The sequence below is a fragment of the Variovorax sp. HW608 genome, assembly GCF_900090195.1.
In the GTDB taxonomy this organism is placed as follows: domain Bacteria; phylum Pseudomonadota; class Gammaproteobacteria; order Burkholderiales; family Burkholderiaceae_C; genus Variovorax.
Genome location: NZ_LT607803.1, coordinates 3138574 through 3159854 on the forward strand (window position 1 = coordinate 3138574; position 21281 = coordinate 3159854).

20 protein-coding genes are annotated in these 21281 nt (G+C 69.6%); 9 read left to right on the top strand and 11 right to left on the bottom strand.

Annotated elements, in window-relative coordinates; all coding sequences use genetic code 11:
* Positions 1-2 precede the first annotated feature (2 nt).
* The 6 genes from VAR608DRAFT_RS14670 to VAR608DRAFT_RS14695 all read left to right on the top strand — a co-directional run bounded on the left by VAR608DRAFT_RS14670 (position 3) and on the right by VAR608DRAFT_RS14695 (position 5154).
* Positions 3-644, top strand: a complete 642-nt coding sequence (locus tag VAR608DRAFT_RS14670) for a hypothetical protein (RefSeq protein ID WP_088954718.1) — start codon at positions 3-5, stop codon at positions 642-644.
* A 19-nt stretch (positions 645-663) separates the two neighbouring features.
* Complete coding sequence (locus VAR608DRAFT_RS14675) at positions 664-1320, top strand: hypothetical protein (RefSeq protein ID WP_088954719.1); 657 nt, start codon at positions 664-666, stop codon at positions 1318-1320.
* Complete coding sequence (locus VAR608DRAFT_RS14680; RefSeq protein ID WP_088954720.1) at positions 1317-1808, top strand: hypothetical protein; 492 nt, start codon at positions 1317-1319, stop codon at positions 1806-1808. The genes VAR608DRAFT_RS14675 and VAR608DRAFT_RS14680 overlap by 4 nt, the downstream gene beginning before the upstream one ends.
* A complete protein-coding gene (locus tag VAR608DRAFT_RS14685; RefSeq protein ID WP_088954721.1) occupies positions 1805-2638 on the top strand; it encodes a hypothetical protein in 834 nt (277 codons plus the stop codon). The genes VAR608DRAFT_RS14680 and VAR608DRAFT_RS14685 overlap by 4 nt, the downstream gene beginning before the upstream one ends.
* Positions 2635-4716: an SdrD B-like domain-containing protein gene (locus tag VAR608DRAFT_RS14690; RefSeq protein ID WP_088954722.1), complete on the top strand. Its 2082-nt coding sequence runs from the start codon at positions 2635-2637 to the stop codon at positions 4714-4716. The genes VAR608DRAFT_RS14685 and VAR608DRAFT_RS14690 overlap by 4 nt, the downstream gene beginning before the upstream one ends.
* Positions 4717-4809: 93 nt before the next feature.
* Positions 4810-5154 (top strand): hypothetical protein, encoded by a 345-nt coding sequence (locus tag VAR608DRAFT_RS14695; RefSeq protein ID WP_088954723.1) that lies wholly within the window; start codon positions 4810-4812, stop codon positions 5152-5154.
* A 12-nt stretch (positions 5155-5166) separates the two neighbouring features.
* On the opposite strand, the gene VAR608DRAFT_RS14700 is transcribed toward VAR608DRAFT_RS14695, so the two are convergent.
* The 5 genes from VAR608DRAFT_RS14700 to VAR608DRAFT_RS14720 form a co-directional block, all read right to left on the bottom strand.
* On the bottom strand, positions 5167-6204 hold the full coding sequence (locus VAR608DRAFT_RS14700; RefSeq protein WP_088954724.1) for an ABC transporter substrate-binding protein: 1038 nt from the start codon (positions 6202-6204) through the stop codon (positions 5167-5169).
* Positions 6205-6270: 66 nt separating this feature from the next.
* Entirely contained in the window at positions 6271-6621 is a 351-nt protein-coding gene (locus tag VAR608DRAFT_RS14705; protein WP_088954725.1) for a hypothetical protein, read from the bottom strand.
* A 70-nt stretch (positions 6622-6691) separates the two neighbouring features.
* Complete coding sequence (locus tag VAR608DRAFT_RS14710) at positions 6692-8062, bottom strand: sensor histidine kinase (protein ID WP_088954726.1); 1371 nt, start codon at positions 8060-8062, stop codon at positions 6692-6694.
* A gap of 61 nt (positions 8063-8123) precedes the next feature.
* A complete protein-coding gene (locus tag VAR608DRAFT_RS14715) occupies positions 8124-8783 on the bottom strand; it encodes a response regulator (protein ID WP_088954727.1) in 660 nt (219 codons plus the stop codon).
* Positions 8784-8911: 128 nt separating this feature from the next.
* A complete protein-coding gene (locus VAR608DRAFT_RS14720) occupies positions 8912-9808 on the bottom strand; it encodes a LysR family transcriptional regulator (RefSeq protein WP_088954728.1) in 897 nt (298 codons plus the stop codon).
* A gap of 93 nt (positions 9809-9901) precedes the next feature.
* Here VAR608DRAFT_RS14720 and VAR608DRAFT_RS14725 point away from each other — a divergent pair, with 93 nt between their 5' ends.
* Positions 9902-10912 (top strand): zinc-binding alcohol dehydrogenase family protein, encoded by a 1011-nt coding sequence (locus VAR608DRAFT_RS14725; protein WP_088954729.1) that lies wholly within the window; start codon positions 9902-9904, stop codon positions 10910-10912.
* A 58-nt stretch (positions 10913-10970) separates the two neighbouring features.
* Positions 10971-11414 (top strand): GlcG/HbpS family heme-binding protein, encoded by a 444-nt coding sequence (locus VAR608DRAFT_RS14730; RefSeq protein WP_088954730.1) that lies wholly within the window; start codon positions 10971-10973, stop codon positions 11412-11414.
* A gap of 205 nt (positions 11415-11619) precedes the next feature.
* On the opposite strand, the gene VAR608DRAFT_RS14735 is transcribed toward VAR608DRAFT_RS14730, so the two are convergent.
* Entirely contained in the window at positions 11620-12387 is a 768-nt protein-coding gene (locus tag VAR608DRAFT_RS14735; protein ID WP_088958795.1) for a pseudouridine synthase, read from the bottom strand.
* A 102-nt stretch (positions 12388-12489) separates the two neighbouring features.
* Here VAR608DRAFT_RS14735 and VAR608DRAFT_RS14740 point away from each other — a divergent pair, with 102 nt between their 5' ends.
* On the top strand, positions 12490-13341 hold the full coding sequence (locus tag VAR608DRAFT_RS14740; protein WP_088954731.1) for a DMT family transporter: 852 nt from the start codon (positions 12490-12492) through the stop codon (positions 13339-13341).
* Here the strand turns inward: VAR608DRAFT_RS14740 and kdpE are convergent.
* Genes kdpE through kdpA form a run of 5 tightly spaced genes read right to left on the bottom strand, consistent with a single transcriptional unit; the run spans position 13323 to position 21279 of the window.
* On the bottom strand, positions 13323-14015 hold the full coding sequence (gene kdpE / locus VAR608DRAFT_RS14745) for a two-component system response regulator KdpE (RefSeq protein WP_088954732.1): 693 nt from the start codon (positions 14013-14015) through the stop codon (positions 13323-13325). The two genes, VAR608DRAFT_RS14740 and kdpE, sit on opposite strands and share 19 nt — an antisense overlap.
* Before the next feature lie 4 nt (positions 14016-14019).
* On the bottom strand, positions 14020-16755 hold the full coding sequence (locus VAR608DRAFT_RS14750) for a DUF4118 domain-containing protein (protein WP_088954733.1): 2736 nt from the start codon (positions 16753-16755) through the stop codon (positions 14020-14022).
* Positions 16756-16785: 30 nt separating this feature from the next.
* The gene (gene kdpC / locus VAR608DRAFT_RS14755) at positions 16786-17364 is read right to left on the bottom strand and encodes a potassium-transporting ATPase subunit KdpC (RefSeq protein ID WP_088954734.1); all 579 of its coding nucleotides are present in this window, start codon (positions 17362-17364) and stop codon (positions 16786-16788) included.
* A 10-nt stretch (positions 17365-17374) separates the two neighbouring features.
* Positions 17375-19477, bottom strand: coding sequence for a potassium-transporting ATPase subunit KdpB (kdpB, locus tag VAR608DRAFT_RS14760; RefSeq protein ID WP_088954735.1), 2103 nt, complete (start codon positions 19475-19477; stop codon positions 17375-17377).
* A complete protein-coding gene (gene kdpA, locus VAR608DRAFT_RS14765) occupies positions 19477-21279 on the bottom strand; it encodes a potassium-transporting ATPase subunit KdpA (protein WP_088954736.1) in 1803 nt (600 codons plus the stop codon). Before kdpA ends, kdpB begins: the two co-directional genes overlap by 1 nt.
* Positions 21280-21281 lie beyond the last annotated feature (2 nt).

Consider the following 21281-nt stretch of genomic DNA (forward strand, 5'->3'; position numbering starts at 1 on the left):
TCATGTGGACCTGGGCGCGGCTGGCGCTGCTGGCCGGGCTCGCCGCTGCTGTGCAGGCCGCGGCCCACGCCGAATCCCAATTCGTCAGTGGGTCGAGCGGCACGCTGACGGCCACGGCCCGCCTCGATCTCATCGTGACCATCCCCCGCATCCTGTACCTGCGGGTGGGCACGGGCACCGAATACGCCAGCAGCGCCACGATCGACATGATCAGCTTCGCGGTCCCGGCCGCCTCGGTCGGCACCGGCACGCCGGTGGCCGGCACCGGCGGCGACCTGGGCAGCGGGGCGGTCACGGTGCGGGTGATGGGCAACGGCGGCGACATCACGCTCAACGCCAACACCACCGGCCCGCTGAACAACGGCACGGCCAGCCAGCAGATCGGCTGGGACCAGATCACGGTGGCCAGCAGCGCGCTGTCGAACACCACCGCCAACTTCAGCAACGGCAGCATCACCCACCCGAGCTTCAACGCCACCGGCGGCGCGGGCACCTCGGTGCTGCTGCCGGCGTCCAACAAGATGGTGCGCCAGGAGGGCAAGTGGACCTACAGCTATGCGAACAACAATGTGGTCGCGGCCGGCACGTATGGGGGCGCGGGGGTCAACAATGGCCGGGTCACCTACACGGCGACCATGCCCTGAGTTCCGGGAGATCGAGACGATGCCCAGCGTGATGCGCCTTTCATCGCCCTCTGCTTGCGCGGCCAGGGCCGCTGCGGCTGCCGCGCTGGCCATCGCGGGCCTTGCGGGCGCGGGCAGCGCGCAGGCCTACCTGGTCAGCATCACGCCCGGCGCACGGGCGATCTACCTGCAGGTGGGGACCGGCAGCTTCACCGGCACCTACAGCGGCGGCACGCCCGGCAACGACAGCACGATCAACACGGTCACCGCCACGGTGCCGGCCAGCGCCATCGGCGCCGGTGCGCAGACCATGGCGACCAACAGCACCACGGCCAACAGCCCCTACGACAACTATGCGTACTGCACGCCAGGCAGCGGGCAGGTCTACGTCGGCGGCTTCTACCGGTCGCACGGCTCCAAGCAGGACGCGACGCTGACGGTCACCGCGCCGGCCTACCTCGTCAACGCGACCAGCGACACCATCCCGATCAGCACGATCTCGTGGGTATCGAGCGGCGCCCGCGACGCATCGGCAACGATCCCGAGCGGCACATTCACCGGATCCCGGCAGCTTCTGCTCTCGGTCGGGGTCAACAGCTGGTTCGAAAGCTGCCTGACCTTCAGCTACTCCAACGCGCAACTCGCGCCCGCCGGCACCTTCACCGGCCGCGCGGTCTACGAACTGGTCGCGCCATGATGACTATTTCGCTGCGCCGGATCGTCAAGGGCATTGCGTTTGCGCTGTGCGCCATCCTTTTCGCGATCCTGGCCGCGCCTTCGCCGGCCGCAACGTTTCGGGTCGACGACACCGGCACGCTGGTGAGCCAGCCGGTCACGCCGATGAAATGGCGCCAGGTCGTGCCTTCGCGCACCGGCGACAACGCGGTCGAAGGCCAGCTCAGCGTGGCGCTGCGCCTGAATCTCACCAACTGGATCAACCGTCCGGCGCGCATCTACATGGTGCTCGCGCCCACGGAGGGCGAGCAGCTCATTGCCAGCTGGCGCACGCAGGGGCGCCTGCTGCCCGGCTCGGTGCGCGGCGGCGGGCGCACGCTGGTGTTCGACGGCGTGGTGAACGAGCCCTTCCTGAATGAAACCATCCGGCTCAACCTGCTGGCCGATGGCCGGCTGCTGACGCGGACGCAGCAGCTGCAGTTCTATTTCGAGATCGAGGTATCGCCTTGAACCGACCGACCGTTCTTCGCTCGCTCCGATACCGCGGGCGCCTCCGATCGCTGACGCTGCTCGCGCTGGGTCTGGCCGCGCTGTGCCCGGCGGCCTTCGCGCAATTCGCGCTCGCGGTGTCGCCGCCGCGCTTCGAACTCAAGAGCAAGCCCGGCACGCCGATCCGGGAGGTGATCGAGCTGTCGCAGGTCGATGCTCGGCCGGGCGCCTACACGGTGCGCACCGCCGACTGGACCTTCAAGCCCGACGCCACGGTCGACTTCATCGACGCGCTGGCGCCCAACAGTTGCCGCCCATGGGTGGCGATCGAGCGCAAGGAGCTCACCGTCACGCCGGGGCGGCCCTATCGCTTCCGCTTCGAGGTCGCAGCGCCGGCGGACACGCCGCCGACGGAATGCCGCTTCGCGATCCTCATCGAAGGCAAGGAGCAGCCCGCGAGCCCGAACATGCCGATCGGCCTCGCGGCCCGCGTCGGCGTCGTCGTCTACGTGGCGGTCGGCGAGGTTCAGCCGGCGCTCAGCGTGGTCGGCGCCGCGGTGCAGACGGTCAACGGCATGAAGGTGCCGGTGCTCAAGGTGCGCAACGACGGCACCGCGCACGGCAGGCTCGGCGGCTTCCTCAAGGGCACGGATGCCAGCGGCACGGCGCTCGAATTCACCGCCGCCACCCTCCCGATCCTGCCGGGGGAGACGCGCGACATCGCCTTGAGCGCGACGCGTCCGGGCAACGCGGACGCGGCGGTGCAGGTCAGCTTTCCGGTGACGGTGCGCGGCAAGCTCGAATGGGGTGATTCGGGGTCGACCGAGATCGATCAGCGCTTCGCTCCATGAGGCGCCGGCTCGCCTGCGTCGCGCTCGGCATGCTCGGCGCGGGCTCTGCGCTGGACGGCCGGGCCGAAGAGCCGGCGGCGCCTGCCTATGAGGACCGCGTGCTCGAGAGCGGGCCGCAGGCCGAGGTCGACGAATCCGCACTCGAGGCCCCCTCCACCGGCTGGCCGCGCGGCGGCAGCGTCGAGCTGCAATCGCAGCGCCAGCGCGTGGTCACCGAAGCTCGCAACCAGACGCTGCAGTTCACAGGCTTTCTCGACACGCCGAACTACGGCGCCTTCTCCGCCGACCTGAGCCTGAACCGCTACCGCAGCCCGGTGACCGTGTTCGACGTCACCGGCCTCGGTGGCACGCTCTACAACCTCTCCTACCTGAGCGGCAACACCGGCCGCATCGACCAGCGCGCGATGCCCCTCGAGAACGGCTGGTACGCCAACAACAGCCTCGGCGACATCAATACCGCCGCCACGCCGATGTCGCGCGGCCTCGGGCGGGTCTTCCTGCCCTCGCTGCCGATCGAAGGCTTCTCCACCAGCTTCGAGAAGCCCGGCATCACCAGCATCAACGCCTCCAGCGGCCGGCTGGGCTTCTTCGACGGGATCAACTCGCAGGGCTTCACGGTCGGGCGCGGCAACGCGACCACGTTCGGCGCGCAACAGCGGCTCAGCGGCGACGACAACCCGCTCGGCATCAACCGCACCGACGCCGCCTTCCAGCTGGTGGACGCGCGCGACGTCAACCTCAACGGCCTGACCGGCTATGCGCAGAACACCCGCGCGTACTGGGGCGGGCTCTCGTGGCAGGGCGTGTCGCCCTGGGCCGACTCGGTCGGCGCCGGCATCGGCCCGCTGACCGAGCGCCCGGGCGGGATGCGCGTGCAGGCCAACTACGCGCACAGCGAAGGCCAGCCGTCGACCCCCGGCTCGCTCGCGCCGCGCGATTCGGCCAACGGCTTCTGGGTCGATGCGGACTGGCGCGGCGACTGGGCGCGGCAGAGCGCGAGCCTCTTCCGCTTCGATCCGGCGCTGCGCTGGGGCAGCACGCCGATCGCGGGCGATCTGCAGGGCGCGAGCTGGCGCGGCGACGTCTCGACCCGGCAGTGGCAGCTCGGCACCAACCTGGAACTGAGCGAAAGCGTGAGCGGCCTCAGCGGCCGCTCGCTCTTCGGCAACGTCTTCGGGCGCTACCGTTTCGATTCGCGCGACGCGATCTCGTCGACCCTCGCCGGGCGCACCGGCAGCCAGGCCGCGCAGTCGATCGAAGTCACCTGGGAACACATCTCGCCGACCTGGGGCCAGAGCCAATGGCGCACGGACATCGCGCACGGCCGCAACTCGCAAGTGGTGCGCTTCGGCCTCGACCAGGCCTGGCCGGTGGCGGAAAACGCCTCGCTCTCGACCACGCTGGCGCTCGAGCAGGCCGAGCAGCTCGGCGTCACCGCGCGCTCCGCGATCTGGGGCGCGCTCGGCAGCCTGCCCTTTCTCGCGAGCGGCCGGCTCGACCTGGGCGTGCGCGGCAGCAACGGCATCGGCGGCAACGACGCGCGCTACCTCAACGCCAATGCGCGCGTGAGCTGGGCGCTGGGCGCCGGCTGGTCGTTCTACGTGCAGTACACCGCCGCGCAGGGGCAGGAATCGCTCAATCCGGCGGTGGTATCGGCGTTGACCGCGGCCACCCTGGCGCCCGTGGTCGTGCTGCCGTCCAGCCGGACGCTGATGTTCGCGATCCGCTACGAGGCGCGCGCCGGCACGGCGACCGTGCCGATCGGCGGCAGCGCCGCCGGCGGCTCGGGCCGGCTCGAAGGCCACGTGTTCTTCGACCAGAACGGCAACGGCGTGCGCGAGGCCAACGAAGGCGGCATCCCCGGCGTCACGGTGGTGCTCAACGGCCGTTTCGTCGCCCGCACCGACGCACAGGGCTTCTACAGCTTCCCGGCGGTGGCGCCCGGCCATCACGAGATCGAACTCATCCCCGACAACCTGCCGCTGCCGTGGAGCAATCCGGGTCCGGCGACGCGCCGCGTCGACGTGTTCGTGCGCGACACGACCACCGCCGACTTCGCGATCCAGCGCGACCGCTGATCTCCATCTTCGGAAGGATGCTCCACCCTTCACATTTGGATCAAACTGCCGATATCCCGAGGTCGGCGTCGCCCGGACGCAGGATGGAGTGCAATGTCGGGGAAAGAGATCGGTGCGAATCGCGGCGTCGGCGGACGCGCGGCCAGGGGCATCCTGCTCGCGGTGATGCTCGCGCCGCTCGCCTGCGCGGCCGAAGCCACCATCGCTGCGCCCGGCGCGAACAGCGCGTCCGCCCGTCTGTCGTTCAGGATCGTCGTTCCGCCGGTGTTCCGCGTGCTGCAGATCACGCCGGTCAAGGAGGGCTTGCAGTACCGCGTCTGGACCAATATGCCGTCCATCCTGCTCAACGGCATCGAATACCGGTTCAGCCGCGTCGGCGAAACCACGCTGACCATTGCCGCCCCTCCGGACGGCGTCTTCATCGTCCACGGCCTCTGAGGCCCGAGGCCGCTACCTCGGTTGCGACTCGACCTCGCGGGTCCAGCGGTCGATCAGGCGCTTGCGCTCGGCCGCGCTGCCGTACTTCTCGAAGTCGTACCTGATGAGCCGCACGTCGCTCATCGACGGAATGCGCGGATCCGGCTTGAAGGTCTTGTTGGCGGGCGACTGCAGGCTGCCGGCCTTGGCGCCGATCGACTGCCCGGCCGGGCTCATCAGCCAGTCGTAATAGCGGATCGCGTTGGCCTTGTTGCGCGCGCCCTTCACGAGCGCGATGCCGCCGATCTCGTAGCCGGTGCCCTCGCAGGGCGCAACCGACTTGACCGGGTACTTGTCGTAGCGCCAGCGGTCGAAGCCGAAGATGAAGCTGATGCCGATGGCGACCTCGCCCTTGGCCACGTTCGGCGCCTGCGCCTGGCCGCTGCGGGTGTAGGCGGTGGTGTTGCGGTGCAGCTTCTTGAGGTAGTCGAAGGCCTGGTCCTCGCCCATGAGCTGCACCAGGCCGGCGACGATGGTGTAGCCGGTGCCGCTGGTCGCGGGGTGCGACATCTCGATCTCGCCCTTGTATTCGGGCTTGATCAGGTCGGCCCAGCAGCGCGGCTCGGGCAGCTTCTTCTTCCTGAGCACGTCGGTGTTGAAGCCGAAGCCCATGGCGCTGGTGTAGAAGCCGCCGACCATGTTCTGCGACATCGCGTACTGGCGCACCGACCAGTCGTAGAGGTCGTTGATGTAGGCCGGCCGGTAGGGATCGAGCAGCCCCTGCTCGGCCGCCTGCAGGAAGGGATCGCCGGTGCCGCCCCACCAGATGTCGGTCTTGGGGTTGGCCGCCTCGGCGCGCAGTTGCGCCGCGATCTCGCCGGTGCCCTTGTGGGCCTGCAGCACGCGGATGCCGGTGGCGCGCGCGAACTCCGCCGCGGCCGCCTCGCACCAGCTCGCGTCGGTGCTGCACAGCGCATTCACCGTGCCCTGCGCTCCCGCGTTCGATGCCGCCAGCAGGCCGAGCAATACGCCGGCGGCGGCAAGGGTGCGTCTCTGAGCGAGAAAGTGCATGGGGCCATCCCGGGTTTCACGAGGAAACCGCGAGGATAGCGTCTCGCGCCGGGCGCCGGATCAGGGTCAGTGCGGTGCGCCGCCGGTGATCCCGGCCATGCCCGTGGACTGGCCGATCGACTCGGTCTGCAGCGGATGCGCCGCCTCGACCGCGCCCTTGTACACCTCGGCGCGCGTGAGCTGGCCGGTCGGCATGGGCGCGCTGGTCGACTGACCGATCGACTCGGTGTCGGTCGGGCGGGCCGCGGACCTCGCGCCGGCGGCGACTTCGGGCATCGAGGTGCTGTTGTTCGTCTGCATCGGCCGATAGTCGGAGCCGTCGGATTGTGGCTGGGTCTGGGCACTCACGGTGAATGAAGCGAAGGCCGCGAGGGCCGCGAAGGTTCCGAGCGCGACCGCCTTGCTGGAAGCATGCATGTTGTTCTCCTGAAGTGACCCTTGCCACTCTAGGCAGCCAGTCTGAGCCAGGAATGAGCGAAGAATGAGCTCAGGATGAGGCCGTCAGGTACACGCGCGCCAGCAGACCCGGGCCATCGGCGCGGTTCGCGAGCGCGATGCGCAGCCCGTTGCGCAATGCCGCGGTGCGCGCGATGGAAAGCCCCAGCCCGCTGCCCCCGGCGGGTGCGCCCGCGATGCGGAAGAAGCGGTCGAACACACGCTCGAGCTGTTCCGGCGGGATGCCCGGGCCATCGTCCAGCACATCGACCACCGGCTGGCCATCCACCATGTGCAGCCGCACGTCGACCACGCCGCCCTCGGGCGCGTAACGCACCGCGTTGTCGATGAGGTTGTCGAACACGCTGCGCAGCTCCGACGGCGGCGCGGACACCAGCGGGGCGACGCGGCCGTCGAATCCCACGTCCACGCGGCGCTGGTCGGCCAGCACCATGAGCTGGCCCACGCTGTCGCGCAGCAGCGCGGCGACGTCGACCGGCCCGCGCGCGGCCGGTGGCGGCCCGTCCTGCCGCGACAGGCGCAGCAACTGCTCGATGAGATGCTGCGCCCGCTCCACGCCGCCTTCGAGCTGGGCGAAGCGCTCCGCCGCGTCGCCGGCCGGAACGTGGCCGCGCAGGTTCTCTATCTGCAGCCGGATCGCGGCCATCGGGGTGCGCAGCTCATGCGCGGCGTCCTGCATGAAGCGGCGCTGGGTCGACAAGGCGCCGCGCAGCCGCCCGAGCACGCTGTTGAAGGCATCGACCAGCGGCGCGATCTCCTCCGGCACGCGGGCGCTCGCCACTTCGTGCGTGTCGCCCACCTCCTGCGCCGCCACGTCGCGCGCGACCGCACGCAGCGAGCGCGACGCCGCCGAGACGATCAGCAGCAGCATCAGCAGCGTGACCGGCAGCATCAGCAGGATCGGCAGGCTTTCCAGCAAGGCACGGCGCACGATGCGGTTGCGGCGGAAGCCGTCGTTCTGCACCACCTGGACGCGCGGCATGTCGGCTTGCGCGCCCGGCTCGGCGGTGAAGACGCGCCATGCATCCTCGCTTCGCGGGCTGGCGCGCACGTCGCTGAAGCCGGCGTCGGATTGCAGCGGCATCTCGAGCCCGGGCCAGGACGAGCCCAGCAGCGAGCTGCCGTCGCCGCTCCAGACCTGCACGACGAAGGCGCCGCGCCGGATCACGTCGTCGCGGGTCGCCGACTGCAGCGGCGGCGGGCGATGGTGGCTCACATGCGACTCGGCCACGAGCCGCATCTGGTCATCCATGAAGTTGTTGACCAGCCGGCCGTAGGCGCCATAGGAAAACCAAACCGTGGCCGCGATCGCCACCAGATACAGCGCCACCAGCCACAGCAGCAGGCGGCTGCGCAGGGATCGGAGCCTGAAGTGCAGCGGCACGGGCTGGGGGGGGCTCATTCGGAAACCTTCGCGCTTCGCGCTGCGGTGCGAGCCCCCTTCGGAGCGGCCGGGCGGGGGCTCACGCCGGCACGACGCGCCAGCCGAGGCCGCGCACGTTGCGGATCGCCTCCGCGCCGAGCTTGCGCCGCATGCCGTGGATCAGCACGTCGATCGCGTTGCTCGTGACTTCCTCGCCCCAGCCGTAGATGCGGCCCTCCAGCTGCTCGCGCGAGAGGATCGCGCCGGGCCGCTCCAGGAGCGCGTGCAGCAGCGCGAACTCGCGTGCGGTGAGCACCTCGCGCACGCCGTCGACGACCACGTCGCGCGTGGTGAGGTCGAGCTGCAGCGTGGCGGTGCCGATCACCGAATGCGCCGCGCCGTCGCGCCGCCGCACCACAGCACGCATGCGCGCGAGCAATTCGCGCAGCTCGAAGGGCTTGAGCAGGTAATCGTCCGCGCCGAGGTCGAGCGTCTCGATGCGGTCGTCGAGCCCGTCGCGCGCGGTCAGCACCAGCACCGGCGTCGCATCGCCGCGCTTGCGGGCGCGGCGCAGCACCTCGGTACCGTCGAGCTTGGGCAGCCCCATATCGAGCAGCACGCAGGTGTAGCCGCCGTCGGCCAGCGCGCTGTGGGCCAAGGCGCCGTCGCGCACCCAGTCCACCGACCAGCCGGCATTGTCGAGCGCATGCGAGAGACTGCGGCCGATCATTTCGTCGTCTTCCACGAGCAATGCGCGCACCGGGGCTCCTTGGGTCGAAAACACAAGTGCGTCGAGGCTACGCTTGTTTTCTTAGCCCTGCATGAGAGCGCCGACGGGCGGTCGCGGCACATGGCCAGCTTCTGCTGGGATCGGGTCTCGAAACTGCTCTACATAGCTGCGAATCTTTCCGCCAAGAAATCCACCAGCGTTCGGACGCGATTGGGAACGAACCGACCGCTGGGCAGCAGCGCGTGAAGCGGGTAAGGCTCCGTCTCCCATTCGGTCAGCAGCGGCACGAGCGTTCCGCGGCGCAGATCATGTCGCAGTTCCACCTCGGTCTTCAGGATGATTCCTGCCCCGGCGACCGCCCAATCGTGAGCCAGCGATGCATCGTCGACTGTCCGGTCTCCGCTGACCCGCACAGTTGTCCACTGACCATCCCGGCCAAACCGCCAGGTCTGGAAAGGCCGCCCAGCGCGCATGAACGCGATGCAGTTGTGGTCGACCAGATCCATCGGTGATCGAGGTGTGCCGCGTTCCTTCAGGTACGCCGGCGACGCCGTCAGGATCGTCCTGGCGTGAGTCAGCGTACGCGCCACCAGGCGTGAGTCGGCAAGCACACCGTAGCGAAGCGCGATGTCGACTTCGTCTCGCAGAACATCCAGGACACGGTCGCCGACGTTGAGCACGAGTTTCACACCGGGGTGCAGACGCAGGAACTCATCGAACATGGGCAACAGCACTGCACGCGCGAGATCTGAAGGCGCCGCCACGCGTATGGTCCCCAACAGCGCCCCGCGCTCCATGTCCATCTGAGCTTCGCCTTCGGCGAGCAACTCGATGGCTCGAGTTGCGTACTCCACCAGGATCTGGCCAGGCTGGGTCAGGCGCATCGCACGGGTGGACCGCTCCATGAGCCGCGTGCGAAGTTGCGCCTCGAGACGCTTGAGGGTCGCGCTGGCCGCAGCAGGCGTGATGTTCAGCGCGCGTGCCGCCGCGCTGAGCGAACCGCCGCGGGCTGCGTGCAGCAGCACCTGGAGGTCGTCGATATTTTCAATTTTCATTTGAAACAGAAGCCATCGTTGGCGATCTTATCAGGTCCAGTTTGAAAGCGTAGAGTTCTTCCCACGACGCAACCACTCAACAGGAGCATCAACATGAAAGCTGTCGGCTATCGCAAGAACCTGCCCATCGAGGCCCCCAACGCGCTCGAAGATCTCGAGCTGGCCGTACCTCAGACCACGGCCCACGACTTGCTGGTTCGTGTAAAGGCCGTGTCCGTCAACCCGGTTGACACGAAAGTGCGCAAAGGCTCGCCGCCGCCGGCCGGCCAGGCTCGCGTGCTGGGATGGGACGCCGTCGGGATCGTCGAGGCGGTGGGTGCGCAAGCGCAAGGCTTCGCCATCGGCGACAGGGTCTGGTACGCCGGGGCGATCGATCGACCCGGCGCCAACAGCGAACTGCACGCCATCGACGCACGTATCGTCTCCAAGGCACCTTCCTCGCTGCCCGACGCGCAGGCAGCAGCACTGCCCCTGACCGCGATCACCGCGTGGGAGCTGCTGTTCGACCGGCTGCGCGTCCCCAAGGGTGGCGGCGAGGGCCAGACGCTGCTTGTCGTCGGCGGCGCCGGAGGTGTCGGCTCGATCCTGATCCAGCTGGCGCAACGCCTCACCAAGCTGCGAGTCGTCGCCACCGCGTCGCGGCCCGAGTCCCGCGATTGGTGCCTCACGCTCGGGGCGCACGCTGTGATCGACCATGAGAAGCCGCTGGCCGACGCGTTGAAGGCCGCTGGCATCGGTGAGGTCGACTACGTCGCCTCGCTGACGCATACCGAGGTGCACTACCCGCAAATCATCCAGAGCCTCAAACCTCAAGGCGCGCTCGGCCTCATCGACGACCCGAAGGGGCTCGATCCGATGGCACTGAAGTCCAAGTCGATTTCGCTTCATTGGGAATTGATGTTCACCCGGTCGCTCTACACCACGAGCGACATGCATGAGCAGGGCCGCCTGCTCGGTGAAATCGCCAGGCTGGTCGATGCCGGACAACTTCGCACGACCGCCAATGCCGTTGTCGGCGCGATCAACGCAGCCAACCTCACGAAGGCACACGCGCTCGTCGAGACGGGCAAATCGATTGGCAAGGTGGTGCTGGAGGGGTTCTGAGCCTCACCCACGTCGTCGCCAATCTTCTCTTCCTCATTCACTAAACCAGGATAGATCCATGTCGCAAATCTCCCATACGTCTACTACGCCTGTCGCCTCGATCACCCGGGACGGCGCCCTCGCGCTGGTTGCGGCCGCGCGCAAAGCCGGCAAGGACATCGGGATCGAACTCGCGATCGCCGTGACCGACGCTGGTGGCCATCTCGTGGCCTTCGAGCGGGCCGAGGGTGCTCCCTTCCTCACGGCCGGCGTGGCGATCGACAAGGCGTGGACGGCCGCGTCGTTCGGTCTGAGCACCCAGGTCTGGAACCAGGTCGTCGCGCAGCCCGCGACTGCGCCGCTCGCCCAGCATCCGCGCGTCATGGCGGTCGGCGGTGGGGTGCCCATCGTCGTCGGCGGCAAGATCGCCGGCGGCATCGGCATCTCGGGCGGCAACGCGCAGCAGGACCATGACGCAGCGGTGGCGGCGCTCGAAGCACAAGGCTTCGAGGTGTCGAAATGATCACTGCCGCGTCGTCTTCGCGTTGACGTCACTGCGCGGCGACCATCTGCTGTGACCGATGGTCGCCGCCGCCCCTGCATCAGCCGAGTCGGGCGAACCCCGCTTTTCGGGCCTGTGTATTGGGCAGGCCAGTTTCTGGCTTGCGAATCGGCCGACGCGTGCCGGAATGCTGGGGCTGGCTAGCCTCGGCGCTGCCGGGCCGCGCCTAGAACCGCTCGTGCGGCCCCAGATACCGCCACTGCCCCACCGGCAGATGGCCCAGCATCACCTGTCCGATCCGGATGCGCTTGAGTCCCACCACCTTGAGCCCGACGAGCTCGCACATGCGGCGGATCTGCCGCTTCTTGCCTTCGGTCAGCACGAAGCGCAACTGCTCGGGGTTCTGCCAGTCGACGCGCGCGGGCTTCAGCGCCTGGCCGTCGAGGGCGAGGCCGTGGCGCAGCTTCGCGAGCTGCTCGCGCGGGAACGCGGCCTGCACGTCCTGCGCGACCGTGCCATAGGACACGCGCACCAGGTATTCCTTCTCGATGTCCGAGTCCTCGCCGATCAGGCGGCGCGCGACGCGGCCGTCCTGCGTGAGCACCAGCAGCCCCACCGAATCGATATCCAGCCGCCCCGCCGGCGCCAGTCCGCGCAGCTGCGGCGGTGAAAAGCGGATGCGGCTCGTGTCCTCGCGCCAGTGCGTGCGCGAGTTGACCAGCACCACCGCCGGGTCGTGCCCGTCCTCGGCCTGTCCGCTCACGTAGCCGACCGGCTTGTTGAGCAGGATCGTCACCTGCTGCTGCTGCTGGTTCTGCGCCTTGCGGTCGACCTCGATGCGGTCGGCCGGCGTGACCTTGACGCCCATCTCCGCCACCTGGCCGTTGACCTTGACCCAGCCGTTGGCGATCCAGTCGTCCGCCTCGCGGCGCGAGCACAGGCCCAGTTCGGCCATGCGTTTGTTGAGGCGGGAAGGTGCGGGGGTGTCGGGCATGGGGATCGGCGGACTCGGGTTGCGGCGATTTTCCGCCATCCATGCGGGGGATGTTCCAATCGCTGCCTCAGCTCCTCGCGTCCTCGCTGCCGCGCCGCCTCGATGAACATCGTCGTCCTCACTTCGGTCGCCATGCTGGCCTTCGCCGGCAACTCGCTGCTGTGCCGCGTCGCGCTGCAGCACGCCGGCATCGATGCCGCCAGCTTCACGTCGGTGCGGCTGGCGTCGGGCGCGCTGGTGCTCTGGCTGATCGCATCGCGGCAGGCCGCCGCACGGCCCCGGCGGCTCGCGGGCGGATGGCTTTCGGCGCTGGCCCTGTTTGCCTACGCCGAGGCGTTTTCCTTCGCCTACATCAGCTTGCCGGCCGGCTCGGGTGCCCTGCTGCTGTTCGCGGCGGTGCAGATCAGCATGATCGGATGGGGCCTGTCGAAGGGCGAGAGGTTCACACGCTCGCAGGCGATCGGCTTTGCGCTGGCCGTGGGCGGGCTGGTCTTCCTGCTGCTGCCGGGAATTGCCGCCCCGCCGCTGGACGGCGCGCTGCTGATGATCGTCGCGGGCATCTCGTGGGCCGTCTATTCGCTGCGCGCCAAGGGCGCCGGCGATCCGACGCAGGTGACGGCCGGCAACTTCGCGCGTTCCGCGCCGATGGCGCTCGCGGTGAGCGCCGCGATGCTGTCCTCGATGCGCTGGAGCCCGGCGGGCGTCGCCTATGCGATCGCATCGGGCGCACTCACCTCGGGGCTCGGCTACGTGATCTGGTATGCGGCGCTGCGCGAGCTCCGGGTGACCAGCGCCGCGACGGTGCAGCTCAGCGTGCCGGTGATCGCGGCCTTCGGCGGCGTGGCTTTTCTCGGCGAATCCGCGAGCCTCAGATTGCTGGTCGCGTCGGTGCTCGTGCTCGGCGGTGTGGCGATCGTGCTGCTGGTGCGCGTACGTCAGGCCACCAGCCGGTAACCCACCGCCGTTTCGGTGATCAGATGGCGTGGCTGCGCCGGATCGGCTTCGAGCTTCTGCCGCAGGTGGCCCATGTAGATGCGCAGGTAGTGGTTCTGATCGCCATGCGAAGGCCCCCAGACCTCGCGCAGCAGCTGGCGCTGCGTGAGCACGCGGCCGGCATTGGCGACCAGCACCGACAGCAGGCGGTACTCGGTCGGCGTGAGATGCACCTGCACGCCCGCGCGCCGCACCAGCCGCGCGGTGCGATCGACCTCGACCTCGCCGAAGCGGAACACCGGCTCGGGCTCGTCGTTGCCGACCGCGGTGCGGGGCCGGCGCAGGTTGGCGCGCACGCGCGCGAGCAGCTCGCCGGTGCCGAAAGGCTTGGTGAGATAGTCGTCGGCGCCGGCATCGAGCGCGGCGATCTTGTCGGCCTCGTCGCTGCGGGCCGAGAGCACGATGATCGGCACGCCCGACCAGCCGCGCACGTCGCGGATGAGGCTCACGCCGTCGCCATCGGGCAATCCGAGATCGAGCACCAGCAGATCGGGCTGGCGCGTACCGGCCGCCGCCAGCCCATCGCGCAAGGTGCCGGCTTCATGCACCAGCCAGCCTTCGGCCTCCAGCGCGCCGCGCACGAAACGGCGGATCTGCGGCTCGTCCTCGATCACGATGGCGGTGGGGCTGGGCATGGCTTCAGAGCGGGATTTCGACGGGTTCAGGCGAGGGGCGACGCGGCAGCGTGACCGTGAATTCTGCACCGCCGCCTTCCGCATTCGCGGCCGCGATCTGCCCGCCGTGCGCGTTCACAACCGCCTTGCAGATGGCAAGCCCCAACCCGACGCCCGGCGTCGCCGATTCGGCCTGGCCGCGCGTGAACTTGTCGAACAGCGTCTGCTCGCGGCCCTTCAGCGAAGCCGGCAGGCCCGGGCCGTGATCGCGTACGCCGAGCACCAGCGAGCCTTCGGGCGCACGCGCACCGACGACGACAGGCGGCGCACCGTACTTGGCCGCGTTCTCCAGCAGGTTGACCAGCACGCGCTCGATCAGCACCGCGTCGAACTCGACCAGCGGCAGGTCCGGCGGCAGATCGGTCTGCACCGCCATGTCGCCGAGCGCCGGCCGCACGGCGCGGATCGCGGAGCCCACCACCTCTTCGACCGACTGCCACTCGCGCCGCAGGTTGACCGCGCCGCCCTCGATGCCGCTTTCCAGGCGCGCCATGTCCAGCAGGTTGCTGACCAGGGCATGCAGCTGATGCGCCTGCCGGACGATCGCGCGCGCCGCCTCGCGCTGCTCGCCGCCTTCGGGCAGCGTCTGCAGCGATTCCGCGAGCGCGATCAGCGCCGTCAGCGGCGTGCGAACGTCGTGCGAGATCGCACCGAGCAGCGCATTGCGCAGGCGCTCCGATTCGATCTCGACCACCGCCTGCTGGGCGACGTCGACGTAGTGCACACGCTCCAGCGCGATCGCGATCTGCCGCGCGAGCGTGTCGAGCTGTTGCGCCTGTTCGGGGATCAGCAGCCAGTGCGGCTGCGCCGGTTCGAGCGCGAGCACGCCGCGCACCCGCATCGGCGCCTTCAGCGGCACGTAGTGCCAGGGCTGTGCGGCGAGCGTGGCGGTGGCGAGGCCGGCGGGTTGCCCGTGGCGGAAGGCCCAGTCCGCCACGCTGGCGTCGAAGCCGGGCGCGGCATCCGGCGGCATCACGAGCCGGTCGTTCGCGTCGGTCGACAGCACCAGCGCGCGGCCGCCGAAATGCCCCTGTACCGCCGCTGCACCGAGCGCCGCGACCTGGCTGCTTTCGAGCGCCGCGGACAGCTCGCGCGTCAGTTCGAAGAGCGATTGCGCACGCCGTTCGCGGCTCGCCGAGACGCTCGCGGCAAAGCGCAGCCCCGCGGTGAGCTGGCCCACCAGCAGGCCGACCGCGAGCATCACCGCGAAGGTCAGCACATACTGGATATCGCCCACCGCGAACGACAGGCGCGGCGGGACGAAGAAGAAATCGAAGGCCGCGACGTTGAGCAGCGCCGACAGCGCCGCCGGACCACGGCCGAAGCGCATCGCGACACCGACCACGCCGAGCAGGAACAGCATCACGATGTTGGAAAGCTCCAGCACGCCCACGAGCGGCGCCGCCAGCAGCGTGACCGCGATGCTGATCGCGACCGCCCACGCATAGGCGGGCCAGCGCGCGCGGGGGCGGTCTTCCATCGGCGAATCGGCACGCCGCGCACCCACCGGCCCGTCGGGCAGCCGCCGCGAGCTCTCGACGCGCCCGACTTCGACGATGTCGAGGCCCGGCGCGTCGCGCGCAAGCCGGCGCGCGAGCGCAGGCGCCGGCCACCAGCGCGCCCAGCCGGTCGCGGGCGCCGCGCGGCCGACGACCAGCGTGGCGCAGTTGAGGCGCTGCGCCTCGCCCGCGAGCGCGGCGGCGATGTCCTCGCCGGTCAGCACCGCGGTCTCCGCACCCAGCCCTTCGGCGAGCTTGAGAACCGCGAGGATGCGGTCGCGCCGGGCCGCATCGAGCCGTTGCAGACGCGGCGTTTCGACATAGGCCGCATGCCAGCGAACGTTGAGCTGGCCGGCCAGCCGCGCGGCGCTGCGCACCGTCTGCGCAGCGCCTTCGTCGGGACCGACGCAGGCGAGGATCGCGCCGGACGTGTTCCAGGCCGGCGGACCCGAATCGCCGCGCGGGCCGGACTGCTCGATGCGCCAGTTGCGCACGTCGTCCTCCACATGCTCGGCGGTGCGGCGCAGCGCGATCTCGCGCAACGCGATCAGGTTGCCCTTGCGGAAGAAGTTCTGCGCCGCGCGCTCGGCCTGCTGCGGCACGTAGACCTTGCCGGCCGCGAGCCGCGCGGTCAGCTCGTCGGGCGTGACGTCGACCAGCACCACCTCGTCGGCCTCGTCGAGCACCGAGTCGGGCACCGTCTCGTGCACGCGCACGCCGGTGATCGCGCCGACCGTGCCGTTGAGGCTTTCCAGATGCTGGACGTTGAGCGTCGACCAGACGTCGATGCCGGCAGCGAGCAGTTCCTCCACGTCCTGCCAGCGCTTGGCGTGGCGCGAGGCGGGCGCGTTGGTGTGCGCGAGTTCGTCGACCAGCAGCACCGCCGGCTTGCGCGCCAGCGCGGCATCGAGATCGAACTCGGCGAGCGTGCGGCCCCGATGCCCAACCTCGCGCAGCGGGAGGACGTCCAGCCCGCCGAGCAGCGCCGCCGTCTCGCTGCGGCCATGGGTTTCCGCGATGCCGACCACCACGTCGCGGCCGGCGGCGCGCTCGCGCTGCGCGGCGCTCAGCATCGCCCAGGTCTTGCCGACGCCCGCACTGGCGCCGAAATAGATGCGAAGCCGGCCCCGCCGCGCGCGCGCCTCTTCCGCGTGCCACTGCGCGAGCAGCACGTCGGGGTCGGGGCGGGCGTCGTCGTTCATCGGGTCAGGCGACGCAGCTTATGCCATGGATCAGGGCGCGGGTTGCGCATCGAGTGCGAGATTCAGCGCCAGCACGTTCACGCGCGGTTCGCCGAACAGGCCGAACACGGGCTTCTCGCTGCGTGCATCGATCATCGCCAGCACCTGCTCCACCGGCAGGTTGCGTGCACGCGCGATGCGGGGCGCCTGGTAGCGCGCGGCGGCCGGACTGATGTCCGGATCGAGGCCGCTCGCCGAGGCGGTGACCAGGTCGATCGGCACCGGCACCGTGTTGCCCGGGTCGGCCGCGCGCAGCGCCTCGATGCGGGCCTTGACCGCGTCCGCGAGCGCCGGATTGAGCGGCCCCTGGTTGGCGCCGCCCGACGAGCCGCCGTTGTAGGGCATCGGTGCGGTGGCCGAAGGACGGCCCCAGAAGTGCTTGGGGTCGCTGAAGTTCTGGCCGATCAAGGTCGAGCCGACCGGCTTGCCGTCGCGCAGGACGAGGCTGCCGCCCGCCTGCGCGGGAAACGCGGTTCGCGCGACGCCGGTCACGACGAAGGGATAGACGATGCCCGTGATCGCGCTGAGCAGCACGAAGAGCACGATGGCGGGACGGAAGATGTCTTTCATGGGGATGTCCTCAGACCAGTCCGACCGCGACGAGCAGCCAGTCGATGAGCTTGATGCCGATGAAGGGAACGATCAGGCCGCCCAGGCCGTAGATCGCCAGATTGCGCCGCAACAGCGCTGCCGCCCCCACCGGCCGATAGCGCACGCCCTTCAGCGCGAGCGGGATCAGGAACACGATCACCACCGCGTTGAAGATCACCGCCGACAGGATCGCCGACGACGGGCTCGCGAGCCGCATCACGTTGAGCGCGCCCAGCTGCGGATAGGTCGAGACGAAGATTGCCGGGATGATCGCGAAGTACTTCGCCACGTCGTTGGCGATCGAGAAGGTGGTGAGCGAGCCGCGCGTCATCAGCAGCGCCTTGCCGGTCTCGACCACTTCGAGCAGCTTGGTCGGATTCGAATCGAGATCGACCATGTTGCCCGCCTCCTTCGCGGCCTGCGTGCCGCTGCCCATCGCGACCGCCACGTCGGCCTGCGCGAGCGCGGGCGCATCGTTGGTGCCGTCGCCGGTCATCGCGACGAGCCGGCCGTCGGCCTGGTAGCCGCGGATCAGCCTGAGCTTGTCCTCGGGCGTGGCTTCGGCGAGGAAGTCGTCGACGCCCGCCTCGGCCGCGATCGCCGCGGCGGTGAGCTTGTTGTCGCCGGTGATCATCACCGTCTTGATGCCCATGCGGCGCAGTTCGGCGAAGCGTTCGCGGATGCCGGTCTTCACGATGTCCTTGAGCTCGACCACGCCGAGCACGCGCTCGCCCTCGGCCACCGCGAGCGGCGTGCTGCCGCGCCGTGCGACCGCGTCCGCCGCATCCACCAGCACGGCCGGCATCATGCCGCCGAGCGCTTCGATGTGGCGGCGCACTGCATCCACCGCCCCCTTGCGTAGCACGGTCGGATGCGCATCGAGGCTGTTCGATGGCGCCGGAAGATCGACACCGCTCATGCGCGTCTGCGCGGTGAAGGGCACGACATGCGCGCCTTGCACCGGCGCATCGGCGGTGCCGCCGCGCCGCGCGAGTTCCACGATGCTGCGGCCCTCGGGTGTCTCGTCCGTCAGCGATGCCAGCAGCGCGGCGCGCGCAAGGCGCTCCTGCGACACGCCGGGCGCCGTGATGAAGGCGCTGGCCTGCCGGCTGCCGTGGGTGATGGTGCCGGTCTTGTCCAGCAGCAGCACGTCGACGTCACCCGCGGCCTCGACCGCGCGGCCCGAGGTGGCGATCACGTTGGCCTGCATCATGCGGCTCATGCCGGCCACGCCGACCGCCGAGAGCAGCCCGCCGATGGTGGTCGGGATCAGGCACACGAGCAGCGCGACCAGCGCGGTGAGCGACACCACCGTGCCCGCCCCCGCTGCGCCGACACTGAACACCGAGTAGGGCAGGAGCGTCGCGGTGACGACCAGGAACACCATCGTGAGCGCCACCAGCAGGATGGTGAGCGCGATCTCGTTCGGCGTCTTCTGGCGCTTGGCGGCCTCGACCATGCCGATCATGCGGTCGAGGAAGGATTCGCCCGGGTTGACCGAGATGCGCACCACGAGCCAGTCCGACAGCACCCGCGTGCCGCCGGTGACGGCCGAGAAGTCGCCGCCCGATTCGCGCACCACCGGTGCGGATTCGCCGGTGATCGCGCTCTCGTCGACCGAGGCCACGCCTTCGATCACTTCGCCGTCGAGCGGGATCACGTCGTGCGTCTCGACCAGCACCACGTCGTCGCGGCGCAGGTCGGTCGCTTTCACCGGCAGCCACTTGGCGCCGTGCCGGGGGTCGGCCAGCTTCTTGGCCCAGGTGTCCTTGCGCAGGCCGCGCAGCGAAGCGGCCTGCGCCTTGCTGCGGCCCTCGGCCAGCGCTTCGGCGAAGTTGGCGAACAGCACCGTGAACCACAGCCAGATCGACACCGCGAGCACGAAGGCCGGCGACATGCCGGTGTCGCCGGGATAGCCCAGCGAATGCACCCACAGCACTGTCGTCAGGATGCTGCCGATGTAGACGATGAACATCACCGGATTGCGCCATTGCACGCGCGGGCTCAGCTTGGTGACGGCGGCCCAGAGAGCCGGCCTGACGAGCGCGGCATCGAACAGGGAGAGCGAGATCTTCGTTTTCATCTTGTTCATCACTTCCAGAGCACGAGGTGCTCGACGACCGGCCCGAGTGCCAGCGCGGGCACGTAGTTCAGAAGGCCCACCAGCAGCACGGTGCCGATCAGCAGCGCCACGAACAGCGGCCCGTGCGTGGGCATGGTCCCCGCGGTGACGGGGATGCGCTTCTTGGCCGCCAGCGCGCCCGCGATCGCGAGCACCGGCACGATCACGCCGAAGCGGCCGAACCACATCGCCACCGCGAGCAGCCCGTTGTAGAAGGGCGTGTTGGTCGAGAGGCCGGCAAAGGCGCTGCCGTTGTTGTTGGCGGCCGAGGTGAGCGCGTAGAGGATCTCGGAGAAGCCATGCGCGCCCGGATTGGCGATGCCCGCCTTGCCCGCGTCCGCGATGACGGCGAGGGCGGCGCCAGCCAGCACGAGGATCGGCGTGACGAGGATCGCGATCGAGCTCAGCTTCATCTCGTGGATCTCGATCTTCTTGCCGAGGTACTCCGGCGTGCGGCCGATCATCAGCCCCGCGATGAACACCGCGAGGATCGCGAAAATCAGCATGCTGTAGAGCCCGGTGCCGACGCCGCCGAAGACCACCTCGCCGAGCTGCATCAGCACCATCGGCACCATGCCGCCGAGCGGCGTGAACGAGTCGTGCATCGCGTTCACCGCGCCGCACGAGGCCGCGGTGGTGATGGCGGCGAAGAGTCCCGACGGCGCGATGCCGAAGCGCACTTCCTTGCCTTCCATGTTGCCGCCGGATTGCAGCGCGCTCGCCGCCTGGTCCGCGCCGAGCGCACCCAGGAGCGGGTTGCCGGCCTGCTCCGCCGGAATGACCACGAGGACCGCGGCGACGAAGATCAGCGTCATCGCGGCCAGCACCGCCCAGCCCTGGCGCAGGTCGCCGACCACGCGGCCGAACGCGAAGCACAGCGCGGCCGGGATCAGGAAGATCGCCAGCATCTGCACGAAGTTGGCGAGCGCGGTCGGGTTCTCGTACGGGTGCGCCGAATTGGCATTGAAGAAGCCGCCGCCGTTGGTGCCGAGCATCTTGATGGCCTCCTGCGAAGCCACCGGGCCCATCGCGAGCGTCTGCGTCGTGGTGCTCGCGTCTTCCGTCACCGGATTGCCCGCGGCGTCCTTGAGCGGCTGGCCTGCGGCGTCCAACTTGGGATTCTGGTAGGCCGTGGCTTCGATGGTGGTCACGGTCTTGTAGCCATCGAAGTTCTGGATCACGCCCTGGCCGACGAAGAAGATCGCCAGCACGAAGGAGACCGGCACCAGCAGCCAGACCGTGATGCGCGTGATGTCGACCCAGAAGTTGCCGACCAGGCCCCGGCCGTCGGAGCTGCGTGCCGCAAAGCCGCGTGCCAGCGCGAACGCGACCGCGATGCCGGTCGCGGCGGAAAAGAAGTTCTGCACCGCGAGCCCGAGCATCTGCGTCAAATAGCTCATCGTCGATTCGGGCGTATAGCCCTGCCAGTTGGTGTTGGAGACGAAGCTCACCGCGGTGTTGAAGGCCGAGTCCGGCGACACCGCCGCCATGGCCGCCGGATTGAGCGGCAGCCAGGCCTGCAGGCGCTGCAGCGCATAGACGGCCAGTGCGCCGAGCGTGTTGAACGCGAGCAGCGCGATCGCGTAGCTGCGCCAGTGCATCGACCGATCGGGCGAGGTGCCCGCGAGCCTGTAGAGCGGCGCTTCGGCCGCCTGCATCCAGCCCGGCAGCCGCCCTTCGCACATCGCGGCGAGATAGCGCCCGAGCGGCCATGCCAGCACGCCGAGCACCACGAGGTAGAGGCCCAGCAGGGCCCAGGCGGAGGCGTTCACGG

Excerpts from the sequence above, each read along its gene's own strand:
- VAR608DRAFT_RS14670 (WP_088954718.1), top strand. The coding sequence starts at position 3 with ATGTGGACCTGGGCGCGGCTGGCGCTGCTGGCCGGGCTCGCCGCTGCT.
- VAR608DRAFT_RS14675 (WP_088954719.1), top strand. The coding sequence starts at position 664 with ATGCCCAGCGTGATGCGCCTTTCATCGCCCTCTGCTTGCGCGGCCAGG.
- VAR608DRAFT_RS14680 (WP_088954720.1), top strand. The coding sequence starts at position 1,317 with ATGATGACTATTTCGCTGCGCCGGATCGTCAAGGGCATTGCGTTTGCG.
- VAR608DRAFT_RS14690 (WP_088954722.1), top strand. The coding sequence starts at position 2,635 with ATGAGGCGCCGGCTCGCCTGCGTCGCGCTCGGCATGCTCGGCGCGGGC.
- VAR608DRAFT_RS14695 (WP_088954723.1), top strand. The coding sequence starts at position 4,810 with ATGTCGGGGAAAGAGATCGGTGCGAATCGCGGCGTCGGCGGACGCGCG.
- VAR608DRAFT_RS14700 (WP_088954724.1), bottom strand. The coding sequence starts at position 6,204 with ATGCACTTTCTCGCTCAGAGACGCACCCTTGCCGCCGCCGGCGTATTG.
- VAR608DRAFT_RS14705 (WP_088954725.1), bottom strand. The coding sequence starts at position 6,621 with ATGCATGCTTCCAGCAAGGCGGTCGCGCTCGGAACCTTCGCGGCCCTC.
- VAR608DRAFT_RS14710 (WP_088954726.1), bottom strand. The coding sequence starts at position 8,062 with ATGAGCCCCCCCCAGCCCGTGCCGCTGCACTTCAGGCTCCGATCCCTG.
- VAR608DRAFT_RS14720 (WP_088954728.1), bottom strand. The coding sequence starts at position 9,808 with ATGAAAATTGAAAATATCGACGACCTCCAGGTGCTGCTGCACGCAGCC.
- VAR608DRAFT_RS14725 (WP_088954729.1), top strand. The coding sequence starts at position 9,902 with ATGAAAGCTGTCGGCTATCGCAAGAACCTGCCCATCGAGGCCCCCAAC.
- VAR608DRAFT_RS14730 (WP_088954730.1), top strand. The coding sequence starts at position 10,971 with ATGTCGCAAATCTCCCATACGTCTACTACGCCTGTCGCCTCGATCACC.
- VAR608DRAFT_RS14735 (WP_088958795.1), bottom strand. The coding sequence starts at position 12,387 with ATGCCCGACACCCCCGCACCTTCCCGCCTCAACAAACGCATGGCCGAA.
- VAR608DRAFT_RS14740 (WP_088954731.1), top strand. The coding sequence starts at position 12,490 with ATGAACATCGTCGTCCTCACTTCGGTCGCCATGCTGGCCTTCGCCGGC.
- kdpE (WP_088954732.1), bottom strand. The coding sequence starts at position 14,015 with ATGCCCAGCCCCACCGCCATCGTGATCGAGGACGAGCCGCAGATCCGC.
- VAR608DRAFT_RS14750 (WP_088954733.1), bottom strand. The coding sequence starts at position 16,755 with ATGAACGACGACGCCCGCCCCGACCCCGACGTGCTGCTCGCGCAGTGG.
- kdpC (WP_088954734.1), bottom strand. The coding sequence starts at position 17,364 with ATGAAAGACATCTTCCGTCCCGCCATCGTGCTCTTCGTGCTGCTCAGC.
- kdpB (WP_088954735.1), bottom strand. The coding sequence starts at position 19,477 with ATGAACAAGATGAAAACGAAGATCTCGCTCTCCCTGTTCGATGCCGCG.